At 39.6% G+C, this 16,953-nt stretch carries 18 protein-coding genes, 1 pseudogene and 1 riboswitch; of the genes and pseudogenes, 4 read left to right on the top strand and 15 right to left on the bottom strand.

Annotated features, from left to right (window positions below; genetic code table 11):
• Positions 1–94 precede the first annotated feature (94 nt).
• From ACESSZ_RS06780 to ACESSZ_RS06840, 13 genes are all read right to left on the bottom strand, one after another.
• Complete coding sequence (locus tag ACESSZ_RS06780) at positions 95–589, bottom strand: GNAT family N-acetyltransferase (RefSeq protein WP_008689064.1); 495 nt, start codon at positions 587–589, stop codon at positions 95–97.
• 191 nt (positions 590–780) lie between these two features.
• Complete coding sequence (locus tag ACESSZ_RS06785; RefSeq protein WP_008689065.1) at positions 781–1,263, bottom strand: DNA-deoxyinosine glycosylase; 483 nt, start codon at positions 1,261–1,263, stop codon at positions 781–783.
• Positions 1,257–2,558, bottom strand: coding sequence for a 30S ribosomal protein S12 methylthiotransferase RimO (rimO, locus tag ACESSZ_RS06790; RefSeq protein ID WP_331866814.1), 1,302 nt, complete (start codon positions 2,556–2,558; stop codon positions 1,257–1,259). Before rimO ends, ACESSZ_RS06785 begins: the two co-directional genes overlap by 7 nt.
• A gap of 134 nt (positions 2,559–2,692) precedes the next feature.
• Entirely contained in the window at positions 2,693–3,499 is an 807-nt protein-coding gene (locus tag ACESSZ_RS06795) for a Cof-type HAD-IIB family hydrolase (protein ID WP_008689067.1), read from the bottom strand.
• Between the two features lie 357 nt (positions 3,500–3,856).
• A complete protein-coding gene (locus ACESSZ_RS06800) occupies positions 3,857–4,432 on the bottom strand; it encodes a nucleotidyltransferase family protein (protein ID WP_119983526.1) in 576 nt (191 codons plus the stop codon).
• Entirely contained in the window at positions 4,422–6,698 is a 2,277-nt protein-coding gene (locus tag ACESSZ_RS06805) for a xanthine dehydrogenase family protein molybdopterin-binding subunit (RefSeq protein ID WP_331866813.1), read from the bottom strand. Before ACESSZ_RS06805 ends, ACESSZ_RS06800 begins: the two co-directional genes overlap by 11 nt.
• Positions 6,695–7,159, bottom strand: a complete 465-nt coding sequence (locus ACESSZ_RS06810; RefSeq protein ID WP_331866812.1) for a (2Fe-2S)-binding protein — start codon at positions 7,157–7,159, stop codon at positions 6,695–6,697. Before ACESSZ_RS06810 ends, ACESSZ_RS06805 begins: the two co-directional genes overlap by 4 nt.
• Positions 7,150–7,926: an FAD binding domain-containing protein gene (locus ACESSZ_RS06815; protein ID WP_331866811.1), complete on the bottom strand. Its 777-nt coding sequence runs from the start codon at positions 7,924–7,926 to the stop codon at positions 7,150–7,152. The genes ACESSZ_RS06810 and ACESSZ_RS06815 overlap by 10 nt, the downstream gene beginning before the upstream one ends.
• A 6-nt stretch (positions 7,927–7,932) precedes the next feature.
• The gene (locus ACESSZ_RS06820; protein WP_196028359.1) at positions 7,933–8,706 is read right to left on the bottom strand and encodes an ABC transporter ATP-binding protein; all 774 of its coding nucleotides are present in this window, start codon (positions 8,704–8,706) and stop codon (positions 7,933–7,935) included.
• Positions 8,703–9,680 (bottom strand): FecCD family ABC transporter permease, encoded by a 978-nt coding sequence (locus ACESSZ_RS06825; RefSeq protein ID WP_462937827.1) that lies wholly within the window; start codon positions 9,678–9,680, stop codon positions 8,703–8,705. The genes ACESSZ_RS06820 and ACESSZ_RS06825 overlap by 4 nt, the downstream gene beginning before the upstream one ends.
• A 57-nt stretch (positions 9,681–9,737) precedes the next feature.
• Positions 9,738–10,751 (bottom strand): ABC transporter substrate-binding protein, encoded by a 1,014-nt coding sequence (locus ACESSZ_RS06830; protein ID WP_008689075.1) that lies wholly within the window; start codon positions 10,749–10,751, stop codon positions 9,738–9,740.
• A 164-nt stretch (positions 10,752–10,915) separates the two neighbouring features.
• Entirely contained in the window at positions 10,916–11,440 is a 525-nt protein-coding gene (locus ACESSZ_RS06835; protein ID WP_331866810.1) for a nucleoside-triphosphatase, read from the bottom strand.
• Between the two features lies 1 nt (position 11,441).
• The gene (locus tag ACESSZ_RS06840) at positions 11,442–12,767 is read right to left on the bottom strand and encodes a uracil-xanthine permease family protein (protein WP_120136618.1); all 1,326 of its coding nucleotides are present in this window, start codon (positions 12,765–12,767) and stop codon (positions 11,442–11,444) included.
• 55 nt (positions 12,768–12,822) lie between these two features.
• A riboswitch (purine riboswitch) is annotated at positions 12,823–12,921 on the bottom strand.
• A gap of 315 nt (positions 12,922–13,236) precedes the next feature.
• Between ACESSZ_RS06840 and ACESSZ_RS06845 the strand changes: the two genes are divergently transcribed.
• The 4 genes and pseudogenes from ACESSZ_RS06845 to ACESSZ_RS06860 all read left to right on the top strand — a co-directional run bounded on the left by ACESSZ_RS06845 (position 13,237) and on the right by ACESSZ_RS06860 (position 15,385).
• Positions 13,237–13,521: an ArsR/SmtB family transcription factor gene (locus tag ACESSZ_RS06845; RefSeq protein WP_008689078.1), complete on the top strand. Its 285-nt coding sequence runs from the start codon at positions 13,237–13,239 to the stop codon at positions 13,519–13,521.
• 151 nt (positions 13,522–13,672) lie between these two features.
• A pseudogene (locus ACESSZ_RS06850) lies at positions 13,673–14,613 on the top strand (permease).
• A gap of 18 nt (positions 14,614–14,631) precedes the next feature.
• A complete protein-coding gene (locus ACESSZ_RS06855; RefSeq protein WP_008689081.1) occupies positions 14,632–14,976 on the top strand; it encodes a thioredoxin family protein in 345 nt (114 codons plus the stop codon).
• Positions 14,969–15,385: an arsenate reductase/protein-tyrosine-phosphatase family protein gene (locus ACESSZ_RS06860; RefSeq protein ID WP_008689082.1), complete on the top strand. Its 417-nt coding sequence runs from the start codon at positions 14,969–14,971 to the stop codon at positions 15,383–15,385. Before ACESSZ_RS06855 ends, ACESSZ_RS06860 begins: the two co-directional genes overlap by 8 nt.
• Positions 15,386–15,455: 70 nt before the next feature.
• On the opposite strand, the gene ACESSZ_RS06865 is transcribed toward ACESSZ_RS06860, so the two are convergent.
• Together ACESSZ_RS06865 and ACESSZ_RS06870 are read right to left on the bottom strand one after the other, a co-directional pair.
• A complete protein-coding gene (locus ACESSZ_RS06865; protein ID WP_008689084.1) occupies positions 15,456–16,304 on the bottom strand; it encodes a nucleotidyl transferase AbiEii/AbiGii toxin family protein in 849 nt (282 codons plus the stop codon).
• Positions 16,301–16,846: a type IV toxin-antitoxin system AbiEi family antitoxin domain-containing protein gene (locus ACESSZ_RS06870; RefSeq protein ID WP_213540241.1), complete on the bottom strand. Its 546-nt coding sequence runs from the start codon at positions 16,844–16,846 to the stop codon at positions 16,301–16,303. Before ACESSZ_RS06870 ends, ACESSZ_RS06865 begins: the two co-directional genes overlap by 4 nt.
• Positions 16,847–16,953: the final 107 nt, after the last annotated feature.

The following is a 16,953-nucleotide window of genomic DNA, read 5'->3' on the forward strand; positions in this document are numbered from 1 at the left end:
ACCAAAAAAAGTAACTATCAAATAAACCTTACTAAAATAAAAAAGAAATAATATAATCTTTGATAAAACATCAAAAGATCTTTATTTCCTTTTTTTATGATAACACCTTTTCCAAGATATAATCATCCATGATGAAACCACGACCGATATCTGTCTGCACTGCATTGATATCCTGAAATCCCTTGCCATGATATACATCCAAGCTATGCTGATTATATTTATTACAAGTTAGATAAATCGCTTGTTTGTTTTGTTCTTTCGCAAACTTGATTGCTTCCTCTAATAAATAAGAAGCCAAGCCCTGCCCACGTTTATCTTTTCTTAAATACAGCTTACTTAAAAATAAGCGTTCCTTTTCCGGTTTCACCCCACAATAGCCAATCAATTCAGTTTCCTCAAAGGCTAAGAAATACGTATACTGTTCTTCCTCTATGGCTTTTTTTAATGCCGGATAGCTTTGAAATTTCTCCACCATATATTCTATTTGTTCGAATGAAATAATATCTATAAAATACTCATGCCATATCTCATTTGCCAGCTTTGCTAACTGTTGGATATCCTCATCACTTTGACACTTGCGTATCTGCATATGCCTCGCTCCCTTCTTATATAGCCATTATTATAGCACTTTCTTCCTAAAAAGCAGACATCAAAATAAAAAGCTATTCCCTTTTTGTAACTTATCTTGTCGTTATCATTTGCTTCTTCTATCACCCTTTCATCCTAGAAACGTTTTCAGCTTTCCATCTAGCATGAAAAAAAGTGCTAATCATCAGCACTTTATAAATCATATGCAGATAACACCTGCATCCATTTTGCAAATAATGCTTCCTCTTTGATCGTGCGATTCGCATTGCTGGTACTAGGCAAATAAATTACTTGCTTATCCAAATGCGCAAAATGTTTTTGAAACAGTTCATAGCTTTTACGACCATTGCAGATAATGATTGAAATTTCCGGATACGCTTCTAGCAGCTCATCAATCGGATTTACTTTTTCATTGCGAATTGCCGAATCCAAGCTGCCTTCTCGTTCACATTCTCCAATGACATCCCATAAAATCATATGATGCGTTAAAATGATTGCCTTCTTTTGTTCATAGGTAGCTATTGGCATCCCAAATTGTGCATGCAAGATCTTCCAGAAGCGATTATGCGCAAACCCATAATATTCCTGCTTCTCTAAAGAAGTCACAGATGGCATAGAGCCTAAGATCATTACTCGCGGCTGTTTGGCAATAATAGGGGCAAAGCCTTTTAACACAAAGCTTCTCCGATCACATCATGAGGGAGGGCCTCGGTAATCTTAACCTGGACAAAACTTCCCAAGGCTAATGGTTGTTTACTTGTAAAAATGACCATACCATCCACTTCATCCGGTGCACTGTTTGCTCCACGTCCACGATATTTGCCAGTCAAGCCATCCTGTGCTTCTGCCAAAACTTCCATCACCGTACCAATACGTTTTTGTTGATTGGCTAAAGAGATTTCTTCCTGGCGCTGCATCAAAATTGCTAAACGACGCTGTTTTTCTTCTTCTGCAACACTTTGTTCCATATCAAAAGCCGGCGTATCTTCTTCCGGAGAATAGGTGAAAGCACCCATGCGATCCCAATGAACATCTTCCACAAACTGCATCAATTCATCAAAATCTTCCTGTGTTTCTGAGGGAAAGCCCACGATAAAGGTCGTACGTAAAGTAGGATCCGCATACGTCTTACGAATCTTTTTAATCAATGCCAAGACTTCCTCTTTAGTGCCTCGACGATTCATAGCTGCCAGCATACGATTGTTGGCATGCTGCATTGGAATATCAAAATATGGCAATACTTTCGATAACTTCGCCATACCTTCAATTAAGTCCTCATCAATTTCATCCGGATACATATATAAGATACGAATCCAATGAAAGCCATCAATCTCATGAAGCTTTTGTAACAGTTCTAATAAAGAACGTTTGCCATATAAATCAACTCCATACTTTGTCGTATCCTGGGCAATTAAAACCAATTCCTTAACACCGCGCTGTGCCAGTTCTTTGGCCTCTTGGACCAATTGTTCCATGGGAAAGGTTACATTATCACCGCGAATTAAAGGAATTGCACAATAGGTACAGCGATTGCTACAACCTTCGGCAATTTTCAAATATGCCGTCCATGGCTTGCTTGATACCATACGCTCACTTTTGCCATAGCTGACAAGTTCTTTCCCATCCAATAAAGAGTGAAGAATCTCATGTAGATGCGGGTATTCGCGAATACTGATGACGGCATCGATTTCCGGAATTTCCGCCTCTAAGGTTTCCTTATAACGTTGCGCCAGACAGCCAACCACAATCAACTTTTTACAATTTTGTTTTTTATATTCCGCCATCTTAAAAATCGTATTGATGGCTTCTTCTTTCGCAGAATTAATAAATCCGCATGTATTAATGATGATGGCTTCTGCTTCCTGCGCATCCTTAACCAATTCATGATGTCCACTTTTCAACATGCCCATCATCTTTTCACTATCAACTAAATTTTTACTACAGCCTAAAGAAATAAAACCTATTTTCATATACTACACCTCGCTAGGTACTACTATACCATGTTTTTTCCTATCCTAAAAGCCATTTCCTTTTATTACCTTATTAGGTATGGAAACAAAGAAACTCTTTTTCAAAAACTGAATTTCTCTTTGCATAATCGCTTCTATAAGATGTATTCCTCTAAAAAACAGCCAACGCCACTTTCTGTATTCGCCTTTGCCACAGCATCTGCCATGGCTTTGGTATCTTCACTGCCATTGCATAACCATACGCCCAAACCAGCATCACGCAGCATTTCATTATCATTGCTGGTATCTCCAAAAGCAAGAACCTCTTGCATCGTTATTCCAATATCCTCACACAGCTTTTGAATACCACTGCTTTTATTTACTTGTGGATTTACAAATTCAAATAGATCTGCCGCTGTTTTAAAACAAACACATTGTGCATTGTGATACTGCTTACCATGAGCCTCTACCTTTGGCATATCTTGTGGATAGCATTGCACAATTAGCTTATTACGTGGGACATCACATAAAGTAAACATGTCTGTCTGTACTTCCTGTTCACAATATGATGCGGCAAGCCTTTTGGTTTCTTCATCACTATAGCTGACATAACGCTTAGCACCATCAAAGATGATAAAGCGTACTTTCCAGCCAGCATAATGCTCCATGATTGCTTTAATGATCGCGCCATCTAAACGATGATATTCTTTTTTGATTGCTGTTTTACAATGATAAACAACACCGCCATTCATGCCAATGACATAATCGACCATCTCTTCCATCTGCCATTGTTTGATGAGCTGTAAGATCCCCTCCACCGGGCGTCCGCTGACGATGGCAAATTGCATGCCTTGTTTACGACAGCGTTGAATCATTTCCTTATTCTTCTCACTAACTTCATCCTTCTCATTTAATAAGGTTCCATCTAAATCGCAACAAATCAATTGATACGCTTGGTTCATATTCTTCTCCTTTTTCTTGTTTGCTTTCCTAATAAACGATTGAGCTATTCCATATGCTTTTCCCAGTTCTAAATATCTTGTTAATGCCGGTAGCACCTATGATTGTTTCCTGTTGATGCAGTTAGCACCTTTGCAATTCACCTGTTGAGGCAGTTGGCTTTTACCTGTACATGCTCATTAAAAGAAATAGCTCTGTTTATTTCTCAAAAGCTTTCCCAGCAAAACATCTCATGATGTTTTCTATATCTATTATAGCGAAAAATCACGCAAATACCTACCTGATTTTTTATGTATCTAAACCACATTACTTTCTTTGTATAAGCATGCTTTTCAAGAACAAAAGTGGCTAGTTTTTCACTAACCACCTATTGCATTGTCAAATTGTTGTAAATCTTCTCTGGTGTCAATATCCTGTACTTCTGCTTCATTGACTTCCATTAAGATACAAGCTTCTTGATGTCGCATGGCAATCGTTTTTCCACCTTCCTCATGTACTAAGCTATCAAATTCTGAAAACCAGCAGCTTGGAAACAGCATGGGATTGCGAATAGCTCCATGAACCGCAGCACAGATAATATGTTGTGCATCTGCCATATGACATAATTTTTGTAAAGTTTCTGCCTTGATTTTAGGCATGTCACCGGTAAGAAAGACAATGGCATCCGCATCTTTGGCGGCTTTTTGACCTAATTGAAGAGAAGATGACATTCCTTTTTGTGGATGATCATTCTTAACAGCGTGCATACCTCTTGTATGAGCCAAAGCTAACACTTCTTCATATTGACTTACCACATGAATCGCATGAAAGTCCACTTGTTGACAAGTATCCATCACATGTGCCAGGATGGGTTTTCCTTGCCAGACATGTAACAATTTGTTTCCTTGAAAGCGTCTGGCATAACCGGCAGCTAAGATAACCAGATCAATCTTCATCTTTTTTCAACAGGATTTTTTCTGCGGTAATCGGTAACGTTCTGATTTGTACACCACTGGCATGAGCAATCGCGGAGGCAATGGCTGGTGCCGGCGTATTGATGACAACCTCACCGATGGACTTTGCCCCAAAAGGACCATGGTCTTCATAACTGCTTTCAAAGTCCACACGAATCGTTCCGACATCCAATCGTGTTGGTATCTTATATTGCAGGAAGCTGCGATTGCGCATCTTTCCTTGTTTGCTATAGCTGATATCCTCATACAAGGCCATACCGATACCTTGCGCGATACCGCCTTCCGCCTGAATTTTAGCCAGATTCGTATTAATGACCGTACCACAATCGACAACCGAAACATAGTCCACTAATGAAATTTCACCAGTCAGCTTATCGACATCCACTTCAGCAATTCCAACCATAAACGGTGGTGGTGAGGTAGGTGAGCAATGGGATGCGTTGGCAATCAACACTTCCCCTTTGCCTCCTTCAAAACAAGTATTGGCAAAGTCTTTTAGACTCATTTGTTTCTTATCTTCAACGGCCGTAATCAGTTCACCATCAAAGCAGATATGTTCTTTGGGCACTTCCATCAAGATGGATGCTTCGTTGATGATTTTTTGTTTCAGCTCTTCACATGCTTTCACCACCGCCATGCCGGTGACATAGGTCGTTGCAGAAGCATAGGAGCCGGTATCATAAGGAGATGCATCGGTATCAACCGCCTGTGTAACGACTTGCTCAACTTCACAGTCTAAACATTCTGCTGCCATCTGTGCTAAGATCGTATCACAGCCGGTACCCATATCGGTAGCACCGATAGATAAGGTGTAGAAACCATCATCCTGTAGCTTGATGATAACCGAGGCAATATCGACATTGGCAATGCCGCTTCCCTGCATGGATAAGGCAACACCCAGACCACGCCGCTTATTCCCCATATCACGACATAACTGTTTTTCTTTCCAGCCAATCATTTCCATAGCTTTTTTCAGACAGCGATCTAAAGCACAGCTGTTGAGATGTTCATTATAGTATTGGGACATGATTTCATTTTCACCAACGATATTCATGAAACGCAGTTCACAAGGATCCATATGAAGGGCATCGGCCAATTCATTAACAGCGGATTCCACCGCAAATTGTCCTTGCGTTGCCCCATATCCACGATAAGCACCGGCTTGCATCGTATTGGTGTATACGACATCATAGGTAAAACGACTAGCTTTGACATGATTGTACAGCGGCAAAGATTTATGGCCACTTAAGCCAACCGTTGTTGAACCATGCTCACCATAAGCGCCGGTATTGGATAAGGTATGTAAATCAATCGCCAAGATCTCACCGTTTTTCTTCGCACCGATCTTTACATGCATCTTCATCTCATGACGAGAATTGCTAGCTGTAAAAGTTTCTTCGCGACTATAAACGATATAACTAGGACGCTTCAATTTCCATGTCACAAAGCCAGTGAAGATTTCACAACAACCGGTTTGTTTTGCGCCAAAACCACCGCCAATACGTGGTTTTACAACACGTATCTTGGATTTTGGTATTTCTAACGCGTTGGCGACCATACGGCGGACATGGAAAGGTACCTGTGTAGAGCTAACGACATTCAAACGCTCAAAGGTATCAACATAGGCGTAAGAGCGAAAGGTTTCCATCATCGCTTGGGCATTGGCTTTTGTATGATAATCTCTTTCCAAGATAACATCACAATCCGCAAACGCCGCATCAATATCACCGACACAGCTTTCCCCTTGTGAACAGATATTGCGCATACGCGCATTGCCTATCTCACACAGCGTACGATAATTATCTTCTTGATGTACGATGATCTCATTATCAATGGCCTTGGTAAAGTCTAATAATGGTTCATATACCTCATAATCAACCTTGATCAGCTTCATTGCTTTTTCAGCTGCATCTTGCGTTTCTGCGGCAATGATGGCTACTTCATCGCCTACATATCGTACGATTTCATCTAAGATCTTACGATCATAAGGAGAGGGTTCAGGATAAGTTTGTCCGGCTAAGGTAAAGCGTACATCCGGGACATCTTTCCATGTATAAATAGCGACGACACCGGGAATTTTCAAGGCTGCATTTGTATCAATGGCCTTGATGCGCGCATAGGCATGCGGAGAGCGTAACAGTTTTAGGATCAAGGCATCTTTGGGCACCATATCGCCGGTATAGACAGGTTTACCGCTTAATAAGGCATAGGCATCCTTTTTTACAACGGGCTGTGAGATATGTTTCATGCCTGTTCGCCTCCTTTTTCTTGTAAATAAGCTTCAATCGCTCTAAGTTGTCCCATATAACCGGTACAGCGACACAAATTGCCGGCCAGGTAGTGATTAATTTCTTCACGTGTGGGCTGCTGCAATTCCTTTTTCATAGCTAAAACATTCATGATCAAGCCGGGAGAACAAAACCCACATTGTTCAGCACCTTGTTTCGCCATATAGTCCGCAAATTCATGTGCTTCTTGTTCAACGCCCTCTAAAGTTGTAACAGCATGTCCATCACAGCGAACAGCCAACATACTGCAGGATAAGATGGGTTTACCATCTAGCCAAACCGTACATAACCCGCAATTGCTTGTTTCACAACCGCGTTTGACACTGTAACAGCCATGTGCACGTAAAAAATCTAATAAAAGCATATCCGGTTTGATATCATCTGTGATACGCTGTCCATTGATCATCATCGTTATCTGCATGTTGCTTCCTCCTGAAGTGCTGTATAGCTTTTTTGTACAAAGGCATGTACTAATGCTTTGCGATATTCCTTAGAGCCACGCATATTATCCGCTAACTCAATTGCGAAAAGGGCTTCTTCAATCTGCTTATCATTATAGCTTACCGGTAATACCACCAATTCTGCACGCTTTGGTCTGGCACCAATAGCAATGCGATAGTTAGTCGCCGTTTTGGCGATGGCAAAATTTAATACGGATAAATCTGTAGCACTTTTGCGCATACATAAAAATTTTGTCAAAAGGGGTTCTTTACGGATGCGGATATGGGTTAAGATATCACGCTCATAAGGCTGTTTGCTGTAATCACTCAGCTTTATTTCTCCTTGATGATAGAGTACCACGCTTGTATCTAATACCATGAAAGCTGTAAGTATATCAGAAAAGCCAAAACGTGAATACAAACTGCCGCCAATCGTTGCCGTATTGCGAAATTGTACCCCTACAATATCTTTGATACTATCCTGTATCAGCGTACCAAAGGCTTTTAAAAGAATCGGGCTTGTTTCCAACTGGCGCAATGTACACATCGCACCAATTTCAATATAGTCTTCCTGTTCCTTGATTTCATCCAGATGCAATGCCTGCAGATCAATTGCCATTGGTACCACACGATCTTGCATTTTCAGCCACTGCATGCCTCCTAAAATTTGATGATTACGATTTTTCATTAACAGCGTATACGCCTCATCCAGCGATGACGCTTTTACATATTGTTGCATATGCAGCATGATCTTCTACTCCTTCCATACCAGATAGCCAGAGCTATCATCCCCTGCTAAAGCAAAGTGTTTTCCATATATTGTATTATAACATTCACAGCACCTTCTGCGTAAGAAGGGTTCTTCTTTTTTCAAATGCGTATATATCCTTCCTTCATGCAGAATGTAAATATCATCTGCATATTGTAAAGCCAAATTAGGATCATGGATGCTGATGAATAAGGATGTTCCTTGCTGTGCCAGCTGTTTTGCCTGTTGCAAGAAAAGATGCTGGTGCTGGAAATCTAGATAAGTACATGGTTCATCCATGAGAATGACCTCACTATCCTGTAAAAAAGCTCTGGCTACATAGGTCATTTGCAGCTCTCCTCCACTGATTTCATGTAAATATTTATCCTTGATATGGGCAAGCTGAAACTTTTTTAGGACAGCGTTTGCTTTGGCATATTCCTTTGCGTCAGGAACTTCAAACAGTGACAAACGTCGTGTACAACCGGCAACAATACAATCCATCACCTTGATATCCGCCACCATTTCCTTGATCTGGGGAACATAGCTAAAACAGGCAGCGCGTTGCTTTTCGTTGAGCTTGCGCAAGGATTCTTGCTTCCATAAGATATCCCCTTGCACGAAAGGAAGCTTATCCAACATGGCTTTCATCAGCGTTGTTTTGCCACTGCCATTTTCTCCTAACATCATCACGATGCGACCTTTGGGAATGGTTAAGCTGATATCATGCAACACTTCTTTTTGCTCATATGCCACACTAACATGAACCACTTCGATCATAATGAAAACCTGCCTTTCACAAAGACGATGATCAGAAAAAACGCACCAAACAAGGAAGTCAATATACTGATGGGCAGCTCTATCGCTAATACAGCTCGTGCTAAGGTATCACAAACCAAAAGGAAACAGGCTCCCCCAAAAAACGTCTTGCCAAGTGCCTTGCTTAAAGGCTGATGATAGAGCAAGCGTACGGCATGCGGTATCAAAAGACCGACCCAGCTCACGATACCAGCTACACTGACAACGGTGGCAATCATACAGGTAGATAACAATAACGCTATCCAGCGAATCTGCTTTTCTCTAACGCCTAATGTTGTCGTTTCTTCACCAAATGACAGCATTTGAATCTGCCAGCGTAGAAGATAAAGTGAAATCATACAAATCGCACTAACACCGATGCATAGTAAAGCCTGTGTCCAAGTAGCATCGCCAAAGCCCCCCATCAGCCAGTATTCAATGCTAGCTAATTCCTGATAAGGATCTGCGGCTAATTTCAATAACATTAGGAATGAAGTTGCTACAGCTTGTAAGATGATGCCGGCAATGACTAAATTCAAGATGCGATTTCCATGTACTTTTGTTGCCAATAGCATGGTGAAAATAACAAGCAGCAATCCACAGCCAAACGCCAAGAGCATCGTAATCCATGGTTCATCATGAAATAGCACGATGGCAAGGGCAGCCCCTAAGGAACAGCCACTGCTTGCCCCAATCACATCACCGGAAGCTAATGGATTCTTGAAGATGGTTTGATAAATCAATCCACTGACAGCCAACGCCCCACCACCGGCAAGTACCAATAAGATACGCGGTATGCGAATATTCCAAACAATAGCCTGTATACCGGCATCTCCATGGAAACAAAGGGCAGCCAACATGTCCTGCAGATTTGTACCATAGCGCCCTGCCAGTAAAGCAATCACAAGCAGAATCAGCAGCAGGAGTCCACAGCTGAAATATCTTTTCATATGCATCACCTACTCCTTTCTGCCCTTGGCATTAAGCATATACACATTCCCAGTTCTTTTCGCTTAACATCCCAGCTCTTCTACATCTACATCTATTTGGTAAAATTGTTGATAAAAGCATCTTGCTTCCTGTTTTACGATATCCATAGAAACACGTTCAGGATACAAAATTGCATAGGTCCATAAAACGCCTAAACAGCTTGATAAATTAGGGGTATCCCAAGTTTCTAAATGTGCCGGGAAAACATAGACTTGCTTATGTTTTACAGCATTGACACTCGCGAAAGCTGCATCTTTTGTAAAGTCACTCACCTTAGCACCTTTTTGTTCAATAAAAATAATATCCGGATTCGCTTTGATAAGTGTTTCCTTATTGATACGCAGCCAATTGCCCTTACCATTTTCTTTCATAACATTCTCAGCACCAGCCACCTTCAACAATTCACTTTGAAACATATCTATACCTGCGCTCTGCAATGCCTTTGTTCCTGCAAAATATACTCTTTTATTTGCGTTTTCATCTTTGATATATGTTTCATATAAGTTTTTACGATATGCAAAATAAGCCTTTGCCTGCTTTTGTGCCCCACAAGCCTTGGCGATGATATCCACTGCCTCATCATAGCTATCCATGGTTTCCGGCTGTAACAAGATTACCTTGATATTCAGACTTTCCAATTTCTCCACATAGCTTTTCAGACTTACCGGCAAAAACACAACATCCGGTTTCACTTTGGCACATTCTTCTACATTAAACATTTTCTTATTGCCCATGGCTGGCAACTTAACGATTTCGGGCGCTGCCATTTTATAGATCGGACGTTTATCCGCTTTCATCTCTACCCCAACCAGCTTGTCCTTTTGACCTAATCCAAGCAAAGTAGAAGTCGCAATATAATAGCCACTAACTACCTTTTCCGCTGGTTTTTCCAATGTCACTTTACGGCCTGCTTGATCAACGATCGTAATACCTTCTGTTTTTGTTGTTTCCTTGTTAGGTTGCTGCGTACAGGCACTCATGCCAACAAGCAAACTTATGGTCGTCACTAAGATTCCTAATTTTTTAAATATCTTCATTATATCACCCTTCTTCATCGGTTTTGTTGATATGGCACAAGCTTGTGAACGTGCGTTCTATGAGCTAATCTGTGTACACAATTTTCACCATCCAACACTTATGGTAGAAACACTATAACATCTTTATAAAAGATGATCGTTTCTTATAAAGAATCACGATAGTTTCATCGGCTTTTTAATAATGCCAACACCTTGTTATAAACCTCATCATAACTCATCACATCCAGATCAAAAACTTGCACATCTTCTCTGGCGGCAATCGCTTGTATATATTGTACCTCACATTTCTTCAAAACACCAAGGACGTTTTGCGCCTTCGCAATACTATCTTGTAAGAGTTTTAAATACGCTTTTTCCTCTTGTTCTAAACGTCCGATTTCATCTACTATCAAGACCGGCTTTTGTTGTTGGTTTTCTATTAAAAATTGCCTTGCATGCTGTAACACCGCTACTCCAAATTGATCAAACACCTGAGGGATGACCTCATTATATGTAGGATGCTGTATCGAAAAACGCACATCGTTATAAGGATTCTCCCATAAAGCGTGCATATAAAAGCCAAGGCGTATCCCTTGTTCATAAAAAGGAAGTGTCTGAAAGCCGCAAACGGCTAACGAACACTCCTCGATAAGTTGTTTGATACAGGTTGATTTTCCACACTGGATACGACCTGTCAAAAACACCTTCATATTATGCCTCTTCGATTTGCTTAGGATCTTCTTTATCTTTAGGTAAGACAAGATTTAATACAGTTGCTATCACAAAGGTCATGATAATGCCATTCTGGGCAAAGATATTGCCTACCCAGCTAGGCAGCTGTGCTAAGACTGCCGGTACATTTCCAATACCGACACCCAAGCCGATTGCTAATGCCACGATCAGACCATCACGTTCCGTTAATGGCTTTCTGGTCAAAGATTGAATACCACTCACTAAGATCATCGCAAACATGATGACCGCAGCACCACCTAATACAGACTGTGGCATAACAGAGAACAAAGCACTCAGCTTTGGACAAAAGCCACATAAGATCAAGAAAACTGCGCCAGTCATGATGACAAAACGATTCACGACCTTGGTTACCGCTACCAAACCAACATTCTGAGAAAAGCTAGTATTTGGCAATACACCAAAAATGGAGCCTAACACAGAGCCAAGACCATCTGCCATGACACTACCCTGCAATTCTTTATCTGTCGCTTCTCGATTCAATCCACCATTCGCTACTCCGCTAGTATCACCAATTGTTTCAACAGTTGTCGCAATAAACATGATGCCCATTGCAATGATTGCCTGCATATTGAAATCAAAACCTACTGGCATAAAGGATGGTAACGCAATCCAATTAGCTTCTACCACCTGTGTAAAATCGACCATACCTAAGATGATAGCCAAAAGATAGCCTGCAACGATACCAATCAAGATAGATGCGTTATTGATAGCTCCCTTGAACTGTTTTGCTATCAAGATAACCAAAATGACAAAGGTACCAACAGCCAAATGATTTACGGCACCAAAATCGGCAGCTCCACTGCCGCCGCCAAAGTAATTAATACCAACTGGCAGTAAAGATAAACCAATAGAAATAATAACTAAGCTTGTAACAACCGGTGGAAACAACTTACGCAATGGTTTAATGAAATACCCAAGTACCATTTCAAATAAACCACCAACAAAGCTAGCTCCCATCAACGCCCCATAACCAAAGGCTGCCCCAATGGCTTTTGCTGTACCGATAAAACCAGAGCTTGTTCCCATGACGATTGGTAAACCACTACCAATTTTCCAGAAGGGATACAGCTGTATCAAGGTTGCAACACCGGCAACAAACATAGCATTCTGAATCAAGGTCATTTTCAATGCTCCACTCATCTGCAGCATACCGCAAATGATGATCAATGGTGAAATGTTACCAAGAAACATTGCTAAAATGTGCTGAATACCTAAAGGCAGGGCCTTTTTCAAAGGTACCGTGCCATCAAGTTCATAAATTGTGTCTTTCTTTCTCTCTTCCATAGTTTCCTCCATAAAAAAATTCTCGTATACGACATACGAGAATCAGCCATTCCATAGTAAAAACGTCTGATTTCGTAGTCCCAAAGTATGGATTGGGGTAGAAACATCTGCCCCATACCGGCAGACGTATACGAAACTATGACATTTTATCACAAATTTCGACAATTTACTATAGTAAGTATAGAATGCATCTTCTTATCTGAAATGTAAAGTTAAATTCAACTTCAAAAGGCCAAACAGCGCGTGTTTTCTATGCAGCATAACATGTTTTTCTCATGCGGCAGCATATCGCTTAAAAATTTATTCGCAAGCAATTAAAATGTTACATTCATGACATGTAGAGTTGGTAAGAAAATGGCTGTTTCCGCGTATTTCTTTATGATATACAAATAAGTTTCTTTTGTCTTGACTTTCACAAAAACATACCGTAAACTTATCATATCAAATAATTTTGATATGAGGTGATAAGATGCAAGATCGTTATACAGAAGATGCAATCATTTTTAAGGCTTTATGTGATGAGAAACGCTTACGTATCATAGCGTTATTAAAGAATCAAGAAAAATGTGCCTGTTCGCTGATTGAAGACATGCAAATCGGTCAATCTTCTTTATCTTATCATATGAAGATCTTATGCGAATCCGGCATCATAACTAGTCGCCAGGATGGGAAATGGACACATTATCGAATAAATCCTGAAGGTTGTGCCTATGCTTTGAAACGTTTACAAAAGATTCTTGCAGGAGATGATTAAAAAAACAAAGTCATGCTAGCTATGACTTTTCTTAACATCACTCACATCAATTTTTTTTAATATGAAAGCAAGGAGGTATTTCATGCGCATTGTACAAAGCGTAATATTATTTCTACAAGATCAAGTGCTTGGCATGCAATGGTTAAAAGATATGTTTGCGGCATTTCTTCAAGCCATTGGCGTCGATATACAAAGTCGTCTTGGCGCAAGTCTGCATTTTTTCTTTTATGATGTGGTAAAGATAACCTTGTTATTGTGCTTGCTTATCTTTCTCATTTCCTATATTCAAAGTTATTTTCCTCCGGAAAAAAGTCGTTCTATCGCTGCACGTTATCATGGCATCAAAGCAAATCTGATATCGGCATTGTTAGGAACCGTAACCCCTTTTTGCTCTTGCTCTTCCATCCCCTTATTTATTGGCTTTACCAGTGCCGGGTTGCCTTTGGGTGTTACCTTTTCGTTTTTATATCTTCCCCGATGGTTGATTTAGGCAGCTTGGTATTATTAATGAGCATTTTTGGCAGTGAAATTGCAATCCTATATGTTTTGTTAGGATTGCTCGTTGCGATTCTTGGTGGTGCCTTCATCGAAAAGATGCATCTTGAACAGCAAGTGGAAGACATCATTTCGCAAGCCAACTGCATGGCAATACATGAGGTGCAGCTCTCACGCAAGGATCGTCTGCAATATGCCAAGGAGCAGGTAAAAGAAACCTTTCAAAAGGTATTCCCCTATATTGTAGTCGGCGTTGCTCTCGGCGCATTCATTCATAACTGGATACCAAAAGAATGGATAACTTCTTTGTTAGGAAGCCATAATCCCTTTGGTGTTATTCTTGCTACCATCGTTGGCATTCCAATGTATGCCGATATTTTCGGGACTATCCCCATTGCCGAAGCTTTATTGGCAAAAGGAGCAGATCTTGGCAGTGTCCTAGCTTTCATGATGGCGGTAACTACCTTAAGTTTGCCATCTTTGATTATGTTAAGAAAGGCTTTGAAACCTAAATTGTTAGGCGTCTTTATTGCCATCTGCACCTTTGGTATTATCGCTGTTGGTTATTTCTTTAACATCTTACAAAACTTTTTATAGAAATGAGGTACGATTATCATGAACATATTTAAGAAAAAAGAAAACAACTCTTGCTGTAACACAGATTTTACAAAAATGAACCAAACTGAATTCAATAAGGATGCTTCTGAATTACTGATACTAGGTTCAGGATGTGCGAAATGTCAGAAATTAACATCTTCCGTCATGACAGCCTTAGAGGAACTGCAATTACAGATTCCTGTCCGTCATGTAACTGATTTTGCCCAAATTGCTGCTTTTGGTGTAATGAGCACACCTGCTATTGTCTATAAAGGAAAACTATTATCTTATGGGAAAGTATTAAGCGTAGAGGAATGTAAACAGCTACTCACACAAACATTCCGCAAGAATACCCATGAATAAACCTAAAGTCGCCTTTATCTGCGTGCATAATGCATGTCGCAGTCAAATAGCTGAAGCATTGGGAAGACATTTAGCAGGTGAGATATTTGAAAGCTATTCAGCCGGGACGCATATCAAATCTAATATAAATGCGGATGCAATTCGTTTGCTGAAACAGCACTATCAAATCGATATGGAGAAAGAACAATATCCAAAACTTATCAAGGACATTCCTTCGGTCGATATCGTCATTACCATGGGCTGTCATGTACAATGTCCTACCATAAGTTGTCAATATCGTGAAGATTGGGGATTACTTGATCCGACAAATCAAGATGATGATGTGTTTATGGATATCATTTTGCAAATCGAAGCCAAAGTGATCACTTTAGCAAAACGAATTTCTGATAAACAACTAAATATAAATTGAATAAAAAAAGAAAATGTCATATGCTGCTTCCAGACGTAAGCATATGGCATTTTTATATGAATTTATCACTTTAATCATTGTTTACATATAGACATTCTGTTAGATGGTTGATAGCTTCGATTGTTTGAGAAAATGAAATGTCTGCTGCATAATTAAATTTTTTCTGATATTTATTCCACATTGCATGCAAATCCGTATTATTTTTAAGTATCTTTACAATACTTTTGGTATCTGCTATTCTTTCATAACTACCTCTATGCTTAGCAGTCGCAATAAACGCTTCTCTTCCTAAATCCGAATCATATTCTTGTGTCTTTTCTAGGATGAATATATCATAATAATCCCTTGGGCGAGTACTAAAAACTCCTCTACTGAAAATTGCCTCTAATTTTTCAGCCATAACAGTTTCGATATTATACACCCATAGCTTTATACGAATGGAATTATCAAACATGCCAATAAATTCATAAGGAACTGCTGCTAGTGTGATGATATCACCTGTCGATATATCTAAAGATAAAGGAGTTACAATGGTTTCATAAAATGCTTGCATTTTTACACAATAACCACCATACACATCATCTTTTCTAATACATTCAATAGATTTTATTTCAAATCTAACATCATCATCTAAATGTTGAGCGCAAATTTCTCTAACGGCTTTTTCTATTTCTTCCTTTTTTAATGGTAAATTCCGCAACGTTGCATCCAGATCCATTGTAGCCCTTGTATCTATTCCCACTAAAGATGCAATCAGCATTCCTCCTTTAATCACAAACATTTGACTGTACTTAGATCGTGAAAGCCTTGCCAAAAAACGTTCAAACATAAAATTTTGTAATACTACTTGAGCAGCTATGTTATTTTTTATAGCATAGTTTTTTATTTTAGCTTTCAAGCTCATTGCTTTTGCGTTCATAACAACACCTCAAGATATTTTTTTAGTGTTTTATCAACTCGCAATATAGAAGCATATGTAAAAAGTCGATTCAAGTCCTTATCAGCATACCTTGCATAATTTTTCACTCCACTGATAACAGTTTCCTCATCACACCGATTTCGACTTCTAAGCAAGTCACATACAGTACGTTCCGCATTATAACAATTTACAGTATTACCAAAAGTTGTTTTTTCCTGAATCATACCGAGCTTATGAAGTTCGGGTTTAATGTAATAACATACACAATTTTCTTTTATACTTTTAGATAAAGACGTATTACTAGGAATCGTTATGATATGCATAAATGGTGTTCGATCAGATAAGCCATTTAAAAACAATGCTGTATCATGAGAAAAAATTATGTTATCTGACCTGCACTGCAATAGAAACATGTCATCGATAATTGTATGTGGTGTTGTGTAAACTCCATGTCCAATTCGTTCTAAAAGGCCTTTTTCCACATATTGCGATAGCAACATTCGTGAAAAACCGAGTTTCACCGTTTGTTCTGTAGTTAAAATTTAAATGATAACTCAATACAAATATCAGCGACTTTTTGGTTTATCAAACAAGAAAGACATTATGAATTAAAAAACATCTTTAAAAATCCGAATACATTCTTTAATAA

Source organism: Eubacterium sp. 3_1_31 (assembly GCF_964249515.1).
Lineage (GTDB): Bacteria > Bacillota_I > Bacilli_A > Erysipelotrichales > Erysipelotrichaceae > Longicatena > Longicatena caecimuris.